The organism is Streptomyces sp. YGL11-2, from assembly GCF_050054615.1.
GTDB lineage: Bacteria > Actinomycetota > Actinomycetes > Streptomycetales > Streptomycetaceae > Streptomyces.
Map to the genome: position 1 here is coordinate 25,328 of NZ_JBNHIN010000044.1, position 19,854 is coordinate 45,181.

21 protein-coding genes and 2 pseudogenes are annotated in these 19,854 nt (G+C 70.5%); 5 read left to right on the top strand and 18 right to left on the bottom strand.

Features of this window, described 5'->3' with window-relative positions:
* Nucleotides 1-3 precede the first annotated feature (3 nt).
* The 4 genes from ACO1BR_RS33675 to ACO1BR_RS33690 are packed head-to-tail and all read right to left on the bottom strand — an operon-like array spanning nucleotide 4 to nucleotide 4,589.
* Nucleotides 4-588, bottom strand: a complete 585-nt coding sequence (locus ACO1BR_RS33675) for an SDR family NAD(P)-dependent oxidoreductase (protein WP_426798894.1) — start codon at nucleotides 586-588, stop codon at nucleotides 4-6.
* Nucleotides 575-1,654, bottom strand: a complete 1,080-nt coding sequence (locus ACO1BR_RS33680) for a 3-oxoacyl-ACP synthase III family protein (RefSeq protein WP_426798895.1) — start codon at nucleotides 1,652-1,654, stop codon at nucleotides 575-577. Before ACO1BR_RS33680 ends, ACO1BR_RS33675 begins: the two co-directional genes overlap by 14 nt.
* Nucleotides 1,651-3,531 (bottom strand): acyl-CoA dehydrogenase, encoded by a 1,881-nt coding sequence (locus tag ACO1BR_RS33685; protein WP_426798896.1) that lies wholly within the window; start codon nucleotides 3,529-3,531, stop codon nucleotides 1,651-1,653. Before ACO1BR_RS33685 ends, ACO1BR_RS33680 begins: the two co-directional genes overlap by 4 nt.
* Nucleotides 3,528-4,589: an acyltransferase domain-containing protein gene (locus ACO1BR_RS33690; protein ID WP_426798897.1), complete on the bottom strand. Its 1,062-nt coding sequence runs from the start codon at nucleotides 4,587-4,589 to the stop codon at nucleotides 3,528-3,530. The genes ACO1BR_RS33685 and ACO1BR_RS33690 overlap by 4 nt, the downstream gene beginning before the upstream one ends.
* A 526-nt stretch (nucleotides 4,590-5,115) precedes the next feature.
* Here ACO1BR_RS33690 and ACO1BR_RS33695 point away from each other — a divergent pair.
* Nucleotides 5,116-6,486 (top strand): hypothetical protein, encoded by a 1,371-nt coding sequence (locus ACO1BR_RS33695; protein ID WP_426798898.1) that lies wholly within the window; start codon nucleotides 5,116-5,118, stop codon nucleotides 6,484-6,486.
* Between the two features lie 70 nt (nucleotides 6,487-6,556).
* Here ACO1BR_RS33695 and ACO1BR_RS33700 read toward each other — a convergent pair whose 3' ends face one another.
* Complete coding sequence (locus tag ACO1BR_RS33700) at nucleotides 6,557-7,177, bottom strand: PadR family transcriptional regulator (RefSeq protein ID WP_426798899.1); 621 nt, start codon at nucleotides 7,175-7,177, stop codon at nucleotides 6,557-6,559.
* 113 nt (nucleotides 7,178-7,290) lie between these two features.
* Between ACO1BR_RS33700 and ACO1BR_RS33705 the strand changes: the two genes are divergently transcribed.
* Entirely contained in the window at nucleotides 7,291-8,490 is a 1,200-nt protein-coding gene (locus tag ACO1BR_RS33705) for an FAD-dependent monooxygenase (RefSeq protein WP_426798900.1), read from the top strand.
* 52 nt (nucleotides 8,491-8,542) lie between these two features.
* Here ACO1BR_RS33705 and ACO1BR_RS33710 read toward each other — a convergent pair whose 3' ends face one another.
* The 3 genes from ACO1BR_RS33710 to ACO1BR_RS33720 form a co-directional block, all read right to left on the bottom strand.
* On the bottom strand, nucleotides 8,543-8,686 hold the full coding sequence (locus ACO1BR_RS33710; RefSeq protein ID WP_426798901.1) for a hypothetical protein: 144 nt from the start codon (nucleotides 8,684-8,686) through the stop codon (nucleotides 8,543-8,545).
* A 173-nt stretch (nucleotides 8,687-8,859) separates the two neighbouring features.
* On the bottom strand, nucleotides 8,860-9,828 hold the full coding sequence (locus tag ACO1BR_RS33715) for a hypothetical protein (protein WP_426798902.1): 969 nt from the start codon (nucleotides 9,826-9,828) through the stop codon (nucleotides 8,860-8,862).
* A gap of 13 nt (nucleotides 9,829-9,841) precedes the next feature.
* Entirely contained in the window at nucleotides 9,842-10,303 is a 462-nt protein-coding gene (locus ACO1BR_RS33720; protein WP_426798903.1) for a hypothetical protein, read from the bottom strand.
* A 533-nt stretch (nucleotides 10,304-10,836) separates the two neighbouring features.
* Between ACO1BR_RS33720 and ACO1BR_RS33725 the strand changes: the two genes are divergently transcribed.
* The gene (locus ACO1BR_RS33725; RefSeq protein ID WP_426798904.1) at nucleotides 10,837-10,986 is read left to right on the top strand and encodes a hypothetical protein; all 150 of its coding nucleotides are present in this window, start codon (nucleotides 10,837-10,839) and stop codon (nucleotides 10,984-10,986) included.
* 605 nt (nucleotides 10,987-11,591) lie between these two features.
* Here the strand turns inward: ACO1BR_RS33725 and ACO1BR_RS33730 are convergent.
* Nucleotides 11,592-12,758: an alanine--tRNA ligase-related protein gene (locus ACO1BR_RS33730; protein WP_426798905.1), complete on the bottom strand. Its 1,167-nt coding sequence runs from the start codon at nucleotides 12,756-12,758 to the stop codon at nucleotides 11,592-11,594.
* A gap of 510 nt (nucleotides 12,759-13,268) precedes the next feature.
* Here ACO1BR_RS33730 and ACO1BR_RS33735 point away from each other — a divergent pair.
* Nucleotides 13,269-13,805, top strand: coding sequence for a methyltransferase domain-containing protein (locus ACO1BR_RS33735; protein WP_426798939.1), 537 nt, complete (start codon nucleotides 13,269-13,271; stop codon nucleotides 13,803-13,805).
* Nucleotides 13,806-14,607: 802 nt separating this feature from the next.
* Here the strand turns inward: ACO1BR_RS33735 and ACO1BR_RS33740 are convergent.
* The 9 genes and pseudogenes from ACO1BR_RS33740 to ACO1BR_RS33780 all read right to left on the bottom strand — a co-directional run.
* On the bottom strand, nucleotides 14,608-14,775 hold the full coding sequence (locus tag ACO1BR_RS33740; protein WP_426798906.1) for a hypothetical protein: 168 nt from the start codon (nucleotides 14,773-14,775) through the stop codon (nucleotides 14,608-14,610).
* A gap of 128 nt (nucleotides 14,776-14,903) precedes the next feature.
* Nucleotides 14,904-15,089, bottom strand: coding sequence for a hypothetical protein (locus ACO1BR_RS33745; RefSeq protein WP_426798907.1), 186 nt, complete (start codon nucleotides 15,087-15,089; stop codon nucleotides 14,904-14,906).
* A gap of 215 nt (nucleotides 15,090-15,304) precedes the next feature.
* Complete coding sequence (locus ACO1BR_RS33750) at nucleotides 15,305-15,613, bottom strand: hypothetical protein (RefSeq protein WP_426798908.1); 309 nt, start codon at nucleotides 15,611-15,613, stop codon at nucleotides 15,305-15,307.
* A gap of 104 nt (nucleotides 15,614-15,717) precedes the next feature.
* Nucleotides 15,718-16,049: pseudogene (locus ACO1BR_RS33755) on the bottom strand (NUDIX hydrolase); the annotation flags it as partial.
* Nucleotides 16,050-16,164: 115 nt separating this feature from the next.
* Complete coding sequence (locus tag ACO1BR_RS33760) at nucleotides 16,165-16,698, bottom strand: GNAT family N-acetyltransferase (RefSeq protein ID WP_426798909.1); 534 nt, start codon at nucleotides 16,696-16,698, stop codon at nucleotides 16,165-16,167.
* A 437-nt stretch (nucleotides 16,699-17,135) separates the two neighbouring features.
* Nucleotides 17,136-17,510, bottom strand: a complete 375-nt coding sequence (locus tag ACO1BR_RS33765) for a hypothetical protein (protein ID WP_426798910.1) — start codon at nucleotides 17,508-17,510, stop codon at nucleotides 17,136-17,138.
* A 12-nt stretch (nucleotides 17,511-17,522) separates the two neighbouring features.
* A complete protein-coding gene (locus ACO1BR_RS33770) occupies nucleotides 17,523-17,831 on the bottom strand; it encodes a GNAT family N-acetyltransferase (RefSeq protein ID WP_426798940.1) in 309 nt (102 codons plus the stop codon).
* Between the two features lie 163 nt (nucleotides 17,832-17,994).
* Nucleotides 17,995-18,705 (bottom strand): N-acyl homoserine lactonase family protein, encoded by a 711-nt coding sequence (locus ACO1BR_RS33775; RefSeq protein WP_426798911.1) that lies wholly within the window; start codon nucleotides 18,703-18,705, stop codon nucleotides 17,995-17,997.
* Between the two features lie 120 nt (nucleotides 18,706-18,825).
* Nucleotides 18,826-18,984, bottom strand: a pseudogene (locus ACO1BR_RS33780) (IS21-like element helper ATPase IstB); the annotation flags it as partial.
* A gap of 362 nt (nucleotides 18,985-19,346) precedes the next feature.
* Here ACO1BR_RS33780 and ACO1BR_RS33785 point away from each other — a divergent pair.
* The gene (locus ACO1BR_RS33785; protein ID WP_426798912.1) at nucleotides 19,347-19,628 is read left to right on the top strand and encodes a hypothetical protein; all 282 of its coding nucleotides are present in this window, start codon (nucleotides 19,347-19,349) and stop codon (nucleotides 19,626-19,628) included.
* Nucleotides 19,629-19,854: the final 226 nt, after the last annotated feature.

The following is a 19,854-nucleotide window of genomic DNA, read 5'->3' on the forward strand; positions in this document are numbered from 1 at the left end:
GGGTCACACCCCGGCGGACGGGGAGGACGGTTCGGGGATGCCGGCGAGGCCGCTGTCCGGCACCGACAGGCCGCCGTCCACCACGAGGGCCTGGCCGGTCAGACAGCCGGCGGCGGGCGAGGCCAGGTGGAGCGCGGCCCAGGCGGCCTCCTCCGGCTCCGCCCGGCGGCCGAGCGGCGCATGGGCCGTCAGCCAGTCGGAGACCGGCGCGGAGCGTTGGGCGAAGGCCGTCATGTCGGTCCGAGTCCAGCCGGGACACCGGGCGTTGACGCGTACGCCGTCGCGCGCCCAGCCGACCGCGAGGCTGCGGGCCAGCGACGTCCGGCCCGCCTTGGTGGCCGCGTACGCCTCCATCATGGGCGTCCCGATCACACCGGCGACGGAGGACATCAGCACCAGGTGCGCGGCGCGGTGGCGCTGCGCGACCTCCAACGCGGTGTCCTTTAGGGCCTCTTCGGTGCGGGCGGACAGGGCGCGGTCGACTCCCGCGTCGGCCGGCGCCAGGGCGACGGCCCGGCCGATGCCGCGGGAGGCCCCGGTCACCGGGGCGCGGGCGCCGTCGAGGCGGAAGGCTTCAGTGGTGCGCATGGTGAAGCGTCCCTTCGTGTACTGCGGCCCGCTGCGGGGCGATGCGGATGGTGGGGGCGCCACTCCAGGTCAGCAGGGCGCTGCCCCAGGTCATGCCGGCGCCGAACGTGGCGGTCAGGATGCGGGAGCGGGGGGTGAGCAGTCCGTTGGCGGCGGCGGTGGCCAGCGCGTACGGCGTGGAGGCGGCGCCGATGTTGCCGATCTCCTGGGCGACGATCGGGAGCCGGTCGACGGGGATGCCCAGGTCGGTGGCGACGGTGCGCAGCAGTTTGGGGTTGGGCTGGTGGGTGATGAAGGCGTCGATGTCCTGGAGGCGCAGGCGGTTGCGGGCCAGGCTGTCGCGGACCACCAGCGGGAACATGGTGGTGATGAAGTCGCGCACGGCGCGGCCGTCCATGTGGATGGTGTGGGCGCCGGTGCGGAGCGTGGTGCTGCTGGCGGGCCTTCTGCTGCCGCCGGCGGGGATGAGGACCCGGTCGGCGAGGGTGCCGTCCGAGCCCAGGTGGAAGTCGCCGAACCCCTGTCCCGGCGGGACCGGCCCGAGCACGGATGCCGCGGCGCCGTCGGCGAAGAGGACGGCGGTGGCGCGGTCGGCGGGGTCGAGGAACTTCGAGTACGCCTCGACGCCCACGACCGCGGCGTACCGTGCGCACGGGTCGGCGCGCAGCCAGTCGTGCGCCACCCTGGCCGCGAACAGCCAGCCCGAGCAGGCGGCGCTGACGTCGAGCGCGACGGCGTTGCGGGCCTTGGTGAGGGCCTGTACCCGGCAGGCGGTGGACGGCCCCAGTTCGTCGGGGGTGGAGGTGGCCAGCACGAGCAGGTCGATCTGGTCGATGTCGAGGCCGGCCGCGGCGACGGCGGCCCGTACCGCGCAGGCCGCCAGGTCGGAGGCCGCCTCGTGGGGCGCGGCGACATGGCGATTGCGCACTCCGGTGCGCTGGGTGATCCAGTCGGCGGTGACGCCCGCGCCGGATGCGACTTCGTCGTTGGGGCGGCGTCGGGAGGGGAGGAAGGTGCCCATGCCGAGGACGCCGATGGGCCGGGCGGGGTGGTCGTTGATGCTCACGCGGGTGCTCCGGGGTGCCAGGTGAGGGTGCCGCCGAGCGCGGCGGCGTAGTCCGGGTCGGACAGCGGGGTGGGGAGGAGGTCGTCGGGGGTGCCGAGGGCTTCGGTCAGCGTCGTCAGGTGCGGCATGAGGCGCTCGCACTGGCGGTCCGCGGTGTCGTTGAGCGCGGCCGCCTGGGTGGGGCCGAGCAGTCCGGTCCATTGCAGGGGGCCCGCCAGCCGGAGGGCCTGGGTGGTGCCGTAGAGGGCGGCGAGGGCGCTCAACGGGCCGCGTACGGTGGGGTCGTGGACCCCGGCGAGGGTGTCGGCGACGCTCTGCGCGGCCAGTCGCCGGGTGTGGATCTCGCCGAGCTGCCGGGTGTGTTCGAGGACGGGGTTCCACAGCGCCATCTGGCTCAGGTGCGGGGTGCGGCGGGTGCGGACGGTCGTGTGCAGGTCGCCGGCCAGCCGCCGCTCCAGCGCTCCGACGAGGCCCGGCCACCATGTGGGGCTGTCCGGGTCCGGGTGCCCGGGCGGGGCGGGCGGGGTGGCGTCGGCGTGCTCCTCGGCCAGCGCGCGGCCGATGTCGAGCAGGATGAGCCGGTTGTCGCCGCCAGCGCTGTCGAAGGCGTGGGCGAAGCCGTGGTAGGCGGAGAGCCGGTTGACGCCGAGGTAGCCGGCGAGACCGCAGCGGTGCTGGCATTCGCCCGTGACGCGCGCGGCGCCGGCCACCGCGAGCGCCTTGAAGGCGGCCAGCCGGCGGTCCACGGACGCCCAGGGCGCGAACGCCATGTCCGGCGGGGTGCCGCTCGTGGCGCCGGTGGTGATGCGGCCGTCCAGCGTGAACGCCCAGAGGTCCTTGGCGGTTTGGGCCGCACAGGTCAGCGCGAAGGCTTCGGCCAGTGCGGGGAGCAGGGCCCGCTGCTGGGTGCGGTAGGTCAGGACCGGGGAGCCGGGGGCGAGCCTGCCGTGCGAGCGGCGGTGCAGCGAGTGGCGCAGGGCCGCGACGGCGGCGGCCCGGGCGAGCGCCGCCGCCGCGCTGGGCACGGTGGCCCACAGGGCCTGCCCCACCGACATGGTGTGCCGGAGTCGCTGCTCTACCGTCAGGGGGTCGTCCACGCAGTGGAGTTCGTCGATGGAGGCGCTGCCGCGGAGCCACCGCTCGTACGGGACGCGGACGCCCTCGAAGCGCACCAGGGCGTATTCGAGGGGCAGTGCGTCGACGCGCAGCGGGCCGGAGATCGCGACGCCCGGCGCGGTCTCCCGCTCGTCGCACAGGTCGACGAGGAAGGGGAAGACCCCGTGGTCGGTGCCGTCGACGACCAGGCGGGCGCAGACGGCGGCGCTCTGCGGCATGCCCGGGGCGCCGACGCTGGAGAACTTGGCCGCCCGGTGGTCGGGCGTCCGCAGCACGAACTCCCGGCTGTCCGGCTGGAATTCGGCGACGGTGCGCACCGCGAGATGGCTGCCGGCGTCGCCGATCTCGGTGATGAGGAAGACGCCCTTGCGCGCCCCGGTCTCCAGTGCCTTCGGCACGTGCACCCGCGCGGCCCCGGCACCGGCCGGCCCGTTCCGCCGCAGGTCGCCGGACGCGCCGACGACCGATCCCAGGCACAGGACGTAGTGGTTGAGCACCGTCATGTAGAGCGCCGGGTCGACGACGGCCGTGCAGGCGCTCAGTGTGGCCAGCAGGTCGGGGTCGGCGAGCAGTCGGTGGGCGGGCGGCAGCATCCCGGCGAGCTGGCGCAGCTGCCGGTGGGTGCGGTGGTTGCGACTCTCGTGCGCCCTCGGCGGGTCCGCCGTGGCGAGCGCGGCCAGGATCCGCCGGCCCGCGGCGCTGCGGAGCGGATCGGGCAGCACCGGCGCGAAGGCGGTGCACGGATCGGAGGTGGTCGTCATCGGCTCGCTCCGTACGTCGCTTCCGGTGCGGGCGCCGGGGGCTGCCCCGGCCCGGCGGCGGGGTGCAGCAGGTGCGGCCTCTCCCATGGGAACCCGGGGTCGGACAGCGGGCTGTACGCGGCACATTGACGATCCGTCAGGAAGCGTCGGGCGTTGCGGGTCAGCGCCTGTCCGGTGCCGGCTTCGAGCAGGAGGGCGGGCGGCGGGGCGGCGGCCTGGGACAGGACGTGCGGCAGCCGTACGGGGTGGATGACGCAGTCGGCGAGCCCGCGGAACACATCGTCGCCCTTGCCGTAGGCGCCTCCGTGGACGGCGGAGTAGAGGGGGGTGTGGCCCGGTCGCGCGCGCAGTGCGCCGATGGCGTCATGGAACGCCTGTGCCGGGGCGGTGAGCGACGGGTGGTGGGTCAGGAAGGGCAGCCGCAGCCGGGCGGCCTCGACGTCCTGTGCGGCGGCCTGCTTCTCGACCCGGATCAGCTCGTCCAGCGGGCCGGACACCACCGTCTCGCCGGGGTCGTTGACACAGGCGACGGCCACCTCCGCGGTCCCCGCCGTCGCGATCAGGCGTGCGGCGGCGGCCTCTCCGACCCCCAGCAGCGTCATGCCTCCGCTGCACCCCGACAGGATCCGGGCGAGCCGGCAGGCGATCCTCGTGCCGTCGGCGATGTCGAAGACGCCCGCCGCGGTGAGCGCGGGGATCTCGCCGAAGCTGACGGCGACCAGGCGGTCGGGGGCGGCACCCACCGCGCACAGCGCGCGATGGACCGCCAGCGAGGCCCCGAAGAGGGCGGCCTGCGGGGTTCCCACGGCGGCCTCTGCCAGGTCCCGGCCGCTCGGCGGGGCGGCGCCGAGCAGCGCCGGGCCCAGCGCCGGGATGCCGTACGCACCGCTCGCCTCGTCGACCTGCTCGAACACCTCCGCGACGGCGGTCCGCACGACGGGATGCGCACGAACGGCCCGGACCAGGGGACTGACGGCGAAGTCGCCCTGGCCGGGGAAGAGATGGACCACGAGGGGCCGCGCCATGGACGGCACGGCTCGGTCGGATGTCTCGGACACGGGATACTCCTCCACGTAGGCACAGCGGCCCCTCGCGCCGCGGCGGCGGTCCGGCGGACGCCGGGTGCCGGGCGGGCGACGGTCCCCGGGCAGCGGGTACCTGCGCGCCCACGGGGCGGGCCTGTGCTCGGATGCAGATGGGTCTCTCTAATGGACGCTTTCCGGACTTTTTCCTGAACGGCGTCGCCGTCGGCTCCCATACGGGGCGCCCCGTCCCTCGCCGCCCCGGCAACGTCGCCGACGGCGGTGACCTGCGGTGACCGCGCACGTCCCTCCCGGCTGCGCGCTGGATCGGCTCCGTGCCCGCACCGTCAGGCGCACGGGCCCCACCCCCCTCTCGACCGCACCGCGGCGCACTGGCCGGATCGACCGTGCCGTGCGGAGGGCGAGAACCACCGCTGGGGTATGTCTCAGACACAACCATGCCCAGGGGCCGTGCGCGAAGCGAAAGCGGACCTTGATGCGTGAACGCGTTGAAACGGCCACACGGCGCGGGGCGGTGAGGTCGGAGAGCCAGGAGGAAGACATGGCTCGTCACCGACCCAATGAGCACCTTGCCGAACTACTGACGGAAGCGGACTGGAGCGCCGGTGAACTGGCCCGCGCGGTCAACGCCCTGGGCACCAAGCACGGTGTGCGGCTGCGTTATGACCGCACGTCGGTCGCGCACTGGCTCAACGGCTCCCGCCCCAGACCCCCGGTCCCCGACCTGGTGGCGCAGGTCCTCACCCGGCGGATCGCCCGGACGGTGACCGTGGCCGAAACCGGACTGGTGCACAGCCCTTCGGACGAGTCACTGCGGGAGACCATGCTGACCACCGCCGACCCCATAGAACGGCTCGTCACCCTGTGCCGTACGGATATCGACCCCGCCCACCGGGCCGTCCTCAACCGCGAACTCGTCACCACCCGCCCGGTCCCGGCCCGCGGATGGCCCGCACCGGGCGGCAGCGCCGGCACCCCGGACACCGTGCCTGCCGAGCCGGCGCTCACCGCCCTGTCCGACGACCGTCTCGACCACATGGCGGTCGTCTTCGCCACCCTGACCGAGCGATACGGCGGCGCCCACGCGCGCTCGGCGCTGGCGACCTACCTCGCCGACGACGTCGCCCGCCTCCTGGCGATCCCCCACTCCGGCGGCGGCCTCCCCCGACGGCTGCTGCGCGGCGCCGCACAACTCACCCACCTGCTCGGGGCCATGACCATCGACGCCTGCCTGACCAACGTGGGCTACCTCTACTACCACTCGGCTCTCGACCTCGCCCACCGCGCCGGCGACCGCGCCTCCTACGCGATCAGCCTGCGCGCCATGAGCCTGTCGGCGCTGCACCTCGACGACGCCTGCCATGCCCGGCAGTGGTCGGACCAGGCCCTGGAAACCGCCGGCCCCACCGCTCCCCGGGCGGTCCGCTCGTATCTGCACGCCGGACGCGCCGTCATCCACGCCATCGACGGCAGACGCCGGCTGGCGCTCGCCGACCTCCTCTCCGCCGAGCGCCACCACGACCCCGCCCCGCGCGGCACCGGGCCGTTCACCCACTATCCGCTGACCGCGCTGCACTACCAGCGCGCCCTGGTCCTGCTGGCCCTCGGAGACCGCCCCGGTGCCCTGGCCGCGCTCGAAGCCTCCCTCACCACCCGGCCCGCCGACCACCACACGGCCCTGGTCCTGCTGCACGCGCTCCTGGCCCAGACCCTGCTGTCAACGGGCGAGTTGGAGGCGGCCCTCCTCCACTGCCGGCAGCTCTTCCACCACTACCCGCTCACCGCCTCCTGCCGCGCCCGAAAGGCCCTCACCACGCTCCGCAACGCGCTGCACCCCTACCACCGCCACCCGCAGGCCAAGGAGACCCGGGCACACGCGGCGTTTCTGATCCGCCGGCCGTCACTGCACTGACCCGGCGGCCGGCGCCCCGCCGCCAACCGGGCCGCCCCGGTGCCCAGTTGGCGGCGGACCGGCCCGGCGATCAGTCCGACGACGCCGGCTCCGACGGCTCCTGGAACCCGGCGAGCAGCTCCCGGGACCACGTCAGGCTGCCGTCCCGCAGCTCGCCGATCACCCCGTCGAGCCAGCGCCGCTCGGCGGTGAGGACGGCGAGCGTGTACTCGTCCTCGATCAGCGCGACCCGCGGCACCCCGGCGCCCACGGCCTCGTCCCGGCCCTCCTCCAGGGCGGCGCACTGGGCGGCGACCCGCTCCGCGCGCCGCTCCAGCACCGTCAGCGCCTCGTCCGGGACGAGCAGCATCACGTTCGACAGGGCCGCCGGGAAGACGGGGAACTCCTCCTTCGGCACCGACAGCATCTGCTCCAGCCACTCGCGGGTGGCAGCCCGGCCCGCGTCGGTGACCTCGTAGACCGTCCGCTCGGGGTACTGCTGATCGCGCTCGGTCTGCCGGACGGCGATCAGTCCGCCGGCCAGCAGCCGCTCGATGGTGCGGTAGAGCCCGGCCCGCTGGCCGACGTTGACGACCCGCTCCTTGCCCCACTGCTTGATCAGCTGCTGGAGGCCGTACGGATGCAGCGGCCGGTAGTGCAGCAGCGCGAGCACGGTGAGGGCGAGGGGCGAACTCTTCACGGGTGCGGTCATGCCTGCCATCGTAGTCACCGCGGAAACTAGTTGCATTGAAACTAGATTCACTGCAACTATGGAGCCCGCGACAGACGCGACATCCGAGCAACCATCACTGGGGGTCTCCTCTCATGGGCATCAACGACAGCCGCGGCACCGCCTCCGGCGTCCGCACGGCACTGATCATCGGCGGCGGAGTGGCCGGCCCGGTGACCGCGCTCGCCCTCCGCAAGGCGGGCATCGAGGCGACGGTCTTCGAGGCGTACCCCGCCGCGGCCGACGGCGTCGGCGCCTGGCTGGGCCTGGCGCCCAACGGCCAGGAGGCGCTGCGGACCATCGGCGCCGGCACCGCCCTGCAGGCCATCGGCCGGCCGGTCCCCCGCATGGTGATGGCGGACGGCGCCGGAAACCACTTCGCCTCCTTCGACGGCTTCCCCGAACTGCCGCCCACCCTGACGCTGACCCGCGCCCAGCTGTTCCGGGCACTGACCGACCACGCGACGGGCGAGGGCATCCGCTTCGCCTACGGCAAGCGGCTGGTCTCCGCCGAGGAGACACCGGACGGCGTCACCGCCCACTTCGCCGACGGGACCAGCGCGACCGCGGACATCCTGATCGGCGCCGACGGCATCCGCTCCGCCGTCCGCACCGCGATCGACCCCGAGGCGCCCGCCCCGGAGTACGGCGGCGTGCTGAGCTTCGGCGGCTACGCCACACCGGACTGCGGCGTCGAGACGGCACCCGGCACCATGTACTTCGCCTTCGGCCGCGCCTTCATCGGCTACTGGAAGGACCGGGTCGGACGGCCGATCTGGTTCGCCGGACTGCCCGCCGACACCCCGCGGACCCCGGCCGAGGTGGCCCGGACGCCGGCCGCCGAATGGCTGGCCAGGCTGCGCGACCTCTACGCCGACCACCTCCCGGGCAAGCAACTGCTCCACCACACCAGCCCCGACGACCTCATGGCGGTCGGCCCGATGGAGCGCATGCCGTCGGTGCCGCACTGGCACCGCGGTCGCATGGTCCTGGTCGGCGACGCGGTGCACGCGCCGTCCTCCAGCTCCGGCCAGGGCGCCTCCCTGGCCATCGAGAGCGCTGTCGAACTGGCCCGCTGCCTGCGCGATCTGCCCACGCCCGCCGAGGCGTTCGCCGCCTACGAGGCGCTGCGCCGCCCGCGCGTGGAGATGATCGGCCAGGCCGCCGCCGCCACCAACAAGGTCAAGGCGGGCAAGGCCGAAGCCGCGCCGACGTTTCCCAAGATGGAGGACACGCTCCGCCCGCTCCACTTCCACCGCATCGACTGGGCGGAAACGGTCGGCGCCCCGGCGTGACCGTACCGCGCCGAACCGTGGCTCCCCGCACCGCATTTCGCGCGGTGCGGGCTCAGCCCTGCCGGACCGGCATCACGACCAGTTCGGCGAGGTTCACATGGCGCGGGGCCGCGACGCTGAAGGCGATCGCCTCGGCGATGTCGCGCGCCGTCAGCGGCTCGATCCGGGCGCGCATCTCGCCCAGCGCCACGCGCATCCCCGCGCCGCGCGTCTGCGCACCGATCTCCGTAGCGCGCAGGAAACCTGCCCCGGCTGATCAGTCGAGTTCGATGGTGAAGTCCCGGACCTTCGCTGCACAGGCTCGACAAGCGCCTGGCCCTGGCCACGAGACCGCCATCGGCTGCTGTGGTGGGGCTGGCGTGGCAGGGGTCATGGTCCGAGCCGGTACACAAGGAGGGCGGAGTGTCCGCCGGCGTCGTGCGGGACGGGGTAGTAACTGAGATGGGTGGTGGGATCGACGGCGACCACGTGAGCGCCGTCGGTGAGGTGAGCGCGGCCGGTGATGGTGAGGTGCCGGTCGTGGTTGTCGGCGGTGGTGACCCACCCGGACTCGGAGGCCACAAAGAGGTGGCGGGCGGCGGGGTCGTAGGCGAGTACGTCGGGATCGTCGCCGACCTGGTCGGTTCCGGCGATGTGGCAGGTGGTCAGGTCGACGGTGAGCAGGCGGGCGTTGCCAGCGCAGGCGATAAAGGCCAGCCGGTCGGTGGGAGCGATGATCAGTCCGTGGTCGTGGTCGCAGCCGGGCAGGGGGACGCGGCGGGTGATGTGGAGGGTGGTCGGGTCGATGACGGCGAGTTCGTTGCGGGTCTGGACGTCGACGAGCATCTGCCGGGTGGTGGGGTCGTAGCCGACGTTGCCGGCCTCGCCGCCCAGGTCGACGGTGCCGCGGGGTGCTCCGGTGGCGGCGTCGACGACGGTCTCCGAACCGCCGGATTCGTTGGTGGTCCACACCGCGCCGTGTACCGGGTCGTAGGCCAGCCCGTCGGGGTAGTCGCCAGTGGGGCTGCGGTGCAGGACGGTGCCCGTGGCCTCGTCGATGGCGACCACCTGGTTGGCGTCGGTGGCGGTGGCGTACACCCGGTGCAGGGCGGAGACGACCAACACGCCGTGGACGCCGGGCAGGCCGTCGATGGTTCGTACGACGCGGCCCGCGCGCACATCCACCTCGATGACCTGGCTCGCGCCGAGGTGGGCGACGAACAGCAGCCCGCGGTCGGGATCGAGGCTCGCGTAGTCGAAGCGGGAGCTGTCCCCCGGCAGGGCGATCTCCTTCTGCGCACGGAGCGGCAGCGCCACCCTGGGCGGTTGGCCGCCGCGGGTGAGCAGTACGCCGGCCACGACGGCAACGCGGTCAGCGGACGGGGTGCCGTCCGGAAGGCAGAAGGTGGATGGCGAGCTGGAAACACACCTCGGCGCTGAGCGCGAGCAGGGCCATCAGCAGTGAGTTGAGGATCTTGCCGTCAGCGAGGAAGCTCCCACCGTTGACGGCCGCACCGAGGACGAGGAGCGTCCCGAGCACGGTCCAGAATGCGACCGCACGGTGACGGAGCATCACGGCGCGCACTGCCGCGACGATCGACAGCAGGACGAGTGCGAGGCCGAGCGTGGAGTGCACGGCGAGGGCGAAGGTGCCGTGCCCGACCGACCAGGCGAAGCCCTCATAGGCCCTGATGAGATAGGACCCCGCCCGAGTGCCCGGATAGTGAGCCGGATAGAGGACGTAGAGATTGACGACCAAGCCGACCCCCGCTTGCACAAGCACCAGAAAGCCGGTGGCGAGCAGGATGCGGCGGACGGCGCTGGGAGAGGCCATGAGGGGAATATACACAGAGTGACCGAAAGATGCAGAAAGTAGCGATAGCTGGGTGCAGTGCTTGCCGGGACACCAGCCTGACCGTCGATCGCGTGGAAGGTGCAGCCGCGCCCCTCACGGGCCAGGACGTCGATGGCGGGCATCGGACAGCGGCGCGACGAGCCGGGTTCTGGGCCATGTACTGATTCTGCGGCAGGTAGCCGGTGCACCAGGCGCGTGTATGCGTCAGATCGGACACCCACTGCTTCGGGTCGGCCGTGCGGCGAGTCTGCGCAGCGTCCACGCGGAGATCCGCTGCGATCACCACGACTTCCTGGTCGCCCTCGGGCATGGGCTGTACGTCACCGTTCACCCGAGTCCTCGACGCGATTCCCTCGGCTGGGGTGGGGCAGCTCAATGGACTGGCCGGAGACTCACCGGCATACGCACAGGGGCAGGGCTTGAACCACCGAAGCGTGCCCCGGCCACGGCGCCCGGACCTGGGGGGACAGCGTGATCATCAAGCGATACGTGCACGGGCGAATGTCGGCCCGATGATTCGCTTCGCCGCGGGCGGTGAGGGCGGACTCGCCGGCCACGTCCTGTCGTTCATCAGCGAACTCATCCCGGACCAGCGCAAGACTGCAGCGGAAGTCATCGGCAGAGAACCGTCTGGAGTTGGACTCACCCCAGAAGGCTGGTGAACTATGGCTCCGCGACGCGGACATCACCTCCTGGAGGGTTCAGCTTGCCGGTCAGCGCCGCTTCGAGACGCAGGAGCAGCGCGAGAGGTTCTTCGAGGCATGGCGAAGCGTCTGCGTCACGGGCCTCTTGTGGCCGTGCGGATCCTGAGCCACGGTGTGTCCGGACCCCAGGGAAGCCGATCGAGGCCACGGCAAACGCTGTGTGGGCTGCGGCTCTGCGCCGCCGCCCACACAGAATGCAGGGTGAACGCGACTCGTATTGGCCCTTGTTGGCGTACGCGACAGCGGACGGGCACAAGGCGATACGCGGCATATCCGGTGCCGCCCAGCCCTCACGAGGGTCTTGCACGAGCGCCTCAAGGCAGAGGAGCTACAGCCGAGACACACGTACACCCGTCGACCCGGCCCACAGGGCTGCCGCCGGCCGGCAAGTTGAGTGCGTGTGGCGGATGGTCCCTCCCACTGAGGGGTGGATGACGCAATGGTGTGGCGGATCCCCGATTACCGGAACCGGGGATCCGCCCTCATGCCCCCGCCACCGTTCTGTGTCCCTCCCACGCAGGTGAGTCACGCCTCCGGACGGTTCGGATCCGGCGCTGTGACCGTCACTGTGGCCGCAGGCTCAGGACGAGGTCGCGTGGCAGACCGTGGGTGTCGTGGAGGTGGTGGAAGTCCTCCTCGCTCAGCGGGCCCCGGAACCGTGGCCGGGCCAGTACCTGCCGGCCGCGCTCCAGGAGTCGGCCGAACCGGCGCTCCTCATCTAGCAGCACCAGACGCACGACGTTCGGATCCAGGTCCTGACGAAAGTGGTCGAGGGTGTGCTGGACCAAATCGTCCGGAAGGTCTCCGAGACCACGCGACGGATCGTCCCGCCACAGCACGGTGAGCACCCGTCGCACCAGCCGGCGCAGCACGTAGCCGCGGCCGGTGTTGGCCGGACGCACCCCGTCGCCGATCACCACCATGGCCGAGCGCAGGTGGTCGCAGACCAGCCGCAGTGACGGTTCGTCCAGCTGCCACAGGGCCGGCACGACGCGACGCCAGGGGGCGAAGACGTCGCACTCGAACACCGACGTCCGGCCCTGCAACAGGCAGGCCAGGCGTTCCAGGCCGAGCCCGGTGTCGACGCTGCGCTGGGGAAGCGGCACGAGCGAACCGTCGCTGAGCCGACGATGACGCATCATCACGTGGTTCCACACCTCCACCCACCGGTCGTCACCCGTCGGCGTCGACTCCGGCGGGGTCTCACCGGTCCACAGGAAGATCTCCGAGTCGGGACCGCACGGGCCGGTCGGTCCGTTGGACCACCAGTTGTCCTCGACCGTGAGCTGCACCGGCACCCCGCGCTCCTGCCACAGCTCCAGGGAAGCGGTGTCCGGACCGATCTGGTCGTCGCCGCCGAAGACCGTGACATGCAGCAGACCGGGATCGATGCCGAACCCCTCGGTGAGCAGCCCATGACCCCACTCAAGGCTCAGCGGGCCCTCGTAGTCGCCGAGCGACCAGGTACCGAGCATCTCGAAGACGGTCAGATGAGTGCGATCGCCGACCTCCTCCAGGTCCGTGGTGCGCAGACAGCGCTGCACGTTGACCAGCCGCCTGCCAAGGGGGTGGGGGCGCCCCTCCAGGTACGGGGTGAGCGGATGCATGCCCGAGGTGGTGAACAGTACCGGGTCATCGGGCGGCGGCAGCAGCGTTGAGCCGGTGATCCGGCGGTGGCCGCGCTCCTCAAAGTACTCGATGAACGTGCGGACGATCTGATCGGTGTTCACGGGGTGGCTCCTTCGCGTGCGCAGCGGGGAGGCACCGGACGACGGTCCGCAGGATCACCGGAACCAGAGCGGGAACGCCCACGGAACCACCGGCAGACCGTTTCCGGTCGCCGGTAGGAAGCAGGACGTACGTCAGGCGGCGGCAACCGGCAAGCTGGTCGCTCGCGCGGTCGCGGTGATGCTTCGGCCCATGACGTTCATGCTGCCGACGATAACGTGCCCAGACCTGCGGATCACACGGATTAACGCCAAGACGTCCACGCCCCTTCCGCGGTTCGTCGCCACCGCTCGTGCTGTCGCGACGGTTCTGGCCGCGGGCCGTCCGCACAAGCCCGACCACAAGTGCCCCATACGCGTGCCCCCCCAATCCACCGGGGCTGAACGACTCGTGGCAGAGCGCGACAAGCAGCTCGGCGACCCCGTACCCGCGGACTGAGCCGAAGCGCTCCGCCGGGTGCCGCGGCGCCAGTTGCGCCCAGACCGGTTCTGGATCCGCGACGGCAACGGCGGATACAGCCCCCGCGACCGCGCCACCGCCCCGGCCACCCGGCCACCCAGCCACCCAGCCACCCAGCCACCCAGCCACCCAGCCAGACTGCATACAGCGACGCGCCCCTCGTCACACAACTCACTTTCGAAGACGACGGATTCCAGCAACCGACCTCATCGGCATCCGCACCGAGCAACGTCATCCGCATGCTGCGGCAAGCCGACCTCGCGGATGGCCAGACTGTCCTCGAAATCGGCACCACCACCGGCTACCACGCCGCACCCCTCAACCACCGACTCGGCGCCGCACACGTCACCTCGATCGAGGTAGACGAAACCGTCACCGAGCAGGCCCGCACCAACCTCACAACCAGCGGTCATCAGGCCACGGTCATCACCGACGACGGCGCTCACCTACGACACCCTCACCCTCGGAGCCGCCGCCGCCGCCACCGCCGCCACCAGCACCGGCACCGGCACCGGCACCGGCACCAGCACGTTAGCCCCCTACGGCGTGTACACGGTCATGCGCGGGCAGCGTCCCGACGTCGAAGGTGAACGCGACCTGCTCAGGGACGGGCCGGTCCCCGCAGAGTCCAGCAGCGCCCTGTCGCCCTGGGACGTCGCCGGCCACGACCTCGACGCCCAGTTCGCCATCGGCATCCGCGCCCCCGACATCTGGCACTCCGGGGAGACCGACACCACGAAGCCCACACCCGGCTCTGGCTCGCCGACGACCGCGCCACCTCATGGACAGCCATCGACTGCGACGGCAAGCAATCCAAAGCTTCCGCGTCTCCCAGCACGGGCCACGACGCCTCTGGGACGAAGTCGAAACCGCCCACCAGCAAGGGGACCAAGCCGGCCGGCCAGCCATCACACGCCACGGACTCACCATCAGCCCTCACGGCCAACAACTGTGGATCGACCAACCCGGCGCCAGCAGCAGCGTGTTGGCGGGGTTTCAAGGACGTTGGGGCGTCAGAACAGACCGCCCGGAAGGGGTCCTCTCTCGCGGGTCGTACATTGATCGGAGGTCACGAGGAAGCACGGTTTGATGATCTTGCCCCTTGTGACGAAACGATGCCTGTCCGGCAGTGGAACATCCGCTCCACCCCACCGGTTGAGAGCGCTGACGACGGGCGTAGCGGCGCGGCGGTCTTCTGCTCTTCCGGTGCCATGGGCTGTCCGGCCTGTGGTCCGCGCGGCTGTGTGATCGTTGGCGCATGCGTCGGTGAAGGCCGGGGAATGGGCCGCGATGACGCCACCAGCGGGTGCGGGTGCGGCGGTTGCAAGGCCGGCGCCGAAGGCGGTGAGGGTGAGCCCGAGCACCGTGGCGAGTGTCCTCACCCTCGGCTGCTCAGCCATTGAGCCCGTCAAGGAGGTGGCCGACGACGGGCACGCTGGTGAGGACGGTCACGAGCGGGGATTTACTGCCCGAACCCCCGGCCTCGGCCGGCGCGGCCAAGCCGAAGGTGAGCAGGGTGAGGGTGGCGGAGACGGTCAGGATCCGGAGATGGCGCCGCATGGCAGGCCCTTCCTCTCTTTCCGATCGCGGGCCGCATCGGTGCGTACACGTGACACGCGTGAGGTCGTGATGAGAGTGCCCCGAGGCGGAGTGGATTCGACGAAAGGCATTCCTCCACGCCAGTCGTATTAACGCCACATCACCCGATGGGCCGGTACCTTCTCCCGGAAGCCATGGACTGCTGCCACCACAAGCCCGGCGAAGGCCACGGGCTCCAGCGCCGCCACGACGCCTCGCCTGGCTGCACCGACGACGAATAGCAGACCGAGACCGAGCTCCGCAAGACGCTCCTCGACCTCGTCGACCAGGTCCACGGACGCCCCCACTGGGGCACCCGCACCTGCCCCGACCTCGTGGCGGCCCGCATGCGGCTCAGCACGTCGACGACGAGCCGGACGATTGGCCAGAGCCAGCGCCAGCGCCAGAGACGAAGAAGCCCCCGTCCGGAAAGCCGGGGGCGCCTTGCGTCCTGCACACCAGGACTCCAACCGGGTCCGGCGAGCGTCCTACCTGCTACCGGTCGAGCTACCTACTCCACCGCGTACAGCAGCCTGTACTCGGCACCATCCGCCCTGAAGCGCAGACTGCGCTCACCAGGCGTATCCGTAATCCACTGCTCCCCGAGCCTGCCGTCCCCACCCGAGGCGCCGGTCTTCCCGAGAGAGACGGCAATCGTCCCCGTGAAGTCGCAGTCGTACTTGACGGTGTACATCCGATCTCCCAGCACCGTTCCATTCCACACAGTGCCGCGATCCTGGACGACAAGCCTCGGCTCATCGAAGCCGCCCCAGCCCTCAGTCGTGACGCACGTGAGCTTCTCCAGATACAGCTTGGCCATACCGTCCCCTGTGAAGGATCCTTCTCGACACTTCACATCCTGCCGTGCCTCAATAAACGATCACTAAATGATCTGGCACAGCACTCGACGCACAAGCGACGTTCCACCCGACCGTGCGCGACCCACACAACCTCGGCGAGCTGCTTTTCGTCGGCGACGTGCGCCTCGCCGAGACCGCACTGCACGACGGATACGACGGGTACGACATCAGCCGACCAGTCTTCGGGTGCACCCGCTCACCGAGGAGCTGCAACGCCTCCACCGTCTACCCGGCCTCCTCCAAGGTCTCCCGGACCGCGGCCTGCTGGGCCGTCTCGCCGCCTTCGATCTTGCCCGCCGGGAACTGCCAACGCAGATCGCCTTCTTCGACCGCTCGGCGCACTACGGCTTGTCCGGGGGAACCTGGTAGGAACTGGTCCGGTAGCGGCTGCGGAATCCGGCCAGCAGCTCATCGGTCGCTTCGGCCCCGGCGCTCACCGCGGCGTGAACGTCACGGAATGAGGTCGGGACAGCAGTCGGCTGTCCCGCGATGATGCGAGGGCTCGGCTGGTTCACGCCTGGTACTCGGTGAGGTCGATGGTGTGAACGCGCAGCGGAAAGCCGTACACCGGGTGGGAAGTCTCGCGCTCCAACACCATGCCGAGCTTGCGGATGACGTTCTCGGAGGCAGTGTCCCCCGCCCGACTGATGCTGATGACGTGGTCAAGGCCACGGTCCTGGAGCGCGAACTCCAGCGTGGCTTGGGCGGCTTCGGACGCGTATCCCTGGCCCCAGAACTGTGAGCCGAGCCGCCAGCTGATCGCCACGGCAGGCCCTACCTCCGGCAGGAACTCAGGAACGTACAGACCCGTGAAGCCGGCCAGTTCCCCCGAGGCCAGCAACTCGACGGCGAAGAGCCCGAAGCCCTCCTCATCCCACTCCTCCTCCCACCGCTCGATGGCCTCTGCCGTGTGGTCCAGGTCGCGCACCGAGCCGTCGTCGATCCAGCGCATGACCCGAGGGTCGGCGTTGATGTCGGCCATGGGCACGAGGTCGTCGTCATGCCAACGACGGAGCAGGAGGCGGGGGGTGCGGATCTCAGTCATGGCACCCATCCTGCCGAAGACAAGGGACTCGTCGGTAATCGGCAATCGCTGTGCTACCGCTCCCGGCCCCACTGCAGTACGGCGCGTCCGACAGATCCTGTCCGGATCGCGCCGAGCAGCGGGGCGCTCAGCCGCTACCCAAACCGGCAGAATTCGCTGCTACTCGAAGCAAACGAAGCCAACTCCGACTCCGCCGGCAACGACCTCACGAACTCCGGCAGATGCAAAACCTGGTTCGACTCCTTGCAGCGCGGACACCTGAGCGCCATAGCCCCCTCAGGCAGAAGACGAAGGCAACAATGGCTTCACGGATGCGAAAGAGGTCCGCCCGGATGTTCGATCTGGCGTCCACTACGGGCCTGCCCACCCCCGTTCCTTCGGCTTCAGTCGGTGCGACGTTGGCCATTCGCATCCGTGAGTGTTCGGACTCATTGATGTCAGCCGTGGATGTTGGCCCGATCGGCCTGGGCGGCCACCCAGTCCAGAAGGGCGTCCGTCAGGTCAGAAAGGGATCTTCCCGCGCCGAGAAGGACAAAGCGGCAGTCGAGATGGTCTCCCGGATTGTGCGGGTTCAGCGTGCCGCAGCGCAGACCTGTACGGTCGATCTGACCGCCCAGGCAGGTACCCGCGAGTCTCGTCCACACCAGCAGGCCGTCCGTCCACAGGACGTCGACGGGGAAGTCCACACAAAAGTCTTCAGGTCCTGACGCTCCCCTGGGCCAGCTCGTAACGCGGGCCGCCAACCGGTTGACCACTGGCCGCCAGTCTTCGTCGAACTCCCAGTCCGCGAGGTAGTCATCGAACGTGCTCATCCGGCCAGTGAATCACCGCTTTGGGACGGGGCCCGCCCTGCGCCCGCAGGGTGGACGGCCGCTGCTGTACCGCATCACCTCCGGGTCCGCGTACATCTCGGCGAGCGGATCAAGGTCGTTGTCGCGCCAGGGCCGCAACCGAAGCCGGGCGGTGAGGAGTTCGGGCACCGGCGCATCATCGCGCGTGCACGACACTGCCACCCAAGACGTCTCGCCACACACCGCATCCGGCACGTGAACCGCGGCGGAGCCCCCTCGTACGCCGGATTGTCGACCACACCACCCTGCGGCGGACGATCCTCGAACGACCCCACGCACCATCACCCGAAGATCAACAGTCGCACCGCGAGGGCGACCACAAGAAGTGGACCACAGGTCTGAGAAGTGACACCACTTCGGCAGGGACGGCCGGTGACCGCAGACGTTGATGATGAACACGCCGGTGCACGTTTGGGCGATGCAGCCCGGAGTCGCCCAATCTGTCCTAGAAGGTGCTCTGCGACGGTTCCCAGACCGAGCAGTCGTGAGCGAAGAGAACGCGTCGTGGGTCGAAGTCGGCGAGTCGCTCCAGCCAGTGCGGATAGGTGGGAAGCGGCTGTTCCACGCCGTGAAGTGCCGCTTGGCGAGCCAGCTGATCGGATGCGAAATGGGAAGCGAAGTCGTGCGCCTGGCCGGCGAGGACTACCGTGCCGTCTCCTTGCCGGAGGACCAGCGACTGATGCCCTCGGGTGTGACCTGGCGTCGGAATGATCCAGACTCCCGGCCAGACCTCAGCCTCACCGGCGAGCTCCTCATAGGCCACGGTGGGGAAATCGATCAGCTCATCGAAGGTGTAGTCGCCCTCGCGGGCAGTGGCCAGCTCGACGTCCTGGACCACGATGGGCTTGCCGCCCAGGAGAGGATTCCCGCCGCAGTGGTCGAAGTGAAGGTGGCAGTTCGCGACAAGAGAGATATCGCCAAGAGCAACTCCGGCCGTGGACAGGGCATCCTGCAGGCCACAGCGTTGGGGCCGGTAGTGGGCTTCGGTCTCGGGGTCCGCGTCGCCGATACCGGTGTCGAAGAGGATCAGGCCCTGGTCATGTTGCACCAGATAAGCGAGCACGGGCTCGACCCGCGGGTGCGGGCTGCCCGTCTCCGACGCAGGCCGAATGAAATACCCCAGATCGAGCCGACGCACCGCCATGTTCCTTCCCATGCAGGCATCCTGGCAGGTTCTGGTGTGCCACCCGGCCGGTCACCCGGCCGGTCTGCCGACAGCAGAATCCGAGCGGTTCCGGCGTCCATCGGTCCCCGACACCTGATTCACAAGCCGGGTTCAGCCTGCGGTGGAGTCCTGGGCGGCAGCGCGCGCCTGGGTGACGGCACGGCGGTAGGACTCGGCACAGGTTTCGATGAGGCTACCGCCGAAGATGAGGCGGTCGACGACGGCTGCGCAGAGCCGGGGATCGGCGAACGTCTCGGTCGGACTGTCAAACCGTCGAACCGTCGAACCGTCGACGACTGCCTACCCGTAACCCGCATCGTCATAGACGACGGGCCAGCAGCTGACGCCACAAGGCTCCTACCCTGGAAGGGATCTGACTCTCACTGAGCTCACGCAACGGCGACCGCGCCCTGCCCCGGAAACGCTGCGGGACCCTGCCGGCAGTACAACGATCGCGCCCACCGCGCCCGCGCCTCTTCGGCGCGACCGTTTCAGCGCTCCGATGAGTACGCGCTCACCCGCCTCTGAGTAGCTGAGCCGATGCGCCGTCTGCGGCAGGGCGTTTGGCTCTGTGCCATGAACGCAAAATCGGCAGGCCGCAGCACGCCCAGCGGTGGTGGCTGCCAGCGCTGTTGGGCGCTTCCGCGCTCTTCCCGCTGTTCTTCGTCGACTTCTTCTTCTACAGCTTCAGCGTCATGTACACCGACTCGTGCGGCCCTGACAACTGCCCATCGAGCGTGACCGTGCCGCTCACCGCAGCCCCGGTCCTCTACGGAACCGGAATCGTGCTCGTGCTGCTATCCGCACTGCTGCCCTGGCGGCCCCTGATGCGGCCCGCCCGCATCACACTGGCAGTGACAGGGGTCGTATCAGCCGCAGCCGTGGTGCCAGCGCTGCTCACGATCCACCGCTGAGCCGGCACCGTTGGCGCGTGCCGACGTCCACAGCCTTGCCCAAGGGCCCGTCGACCGTGGACTGACCGGACATCTTCATGTCGATGTCGACGAGGCTGAGCCGTGCGCGAGGTGCGCGGCACGCTGTGAGAACCAGCCCAGATCGCCTTCACCGAGGCGCTGCCGCTGACCGATGCCGGCGACTCCGACGAGAAGGAACTCCGGGGAAGCGGCTCAGACCGCGGGC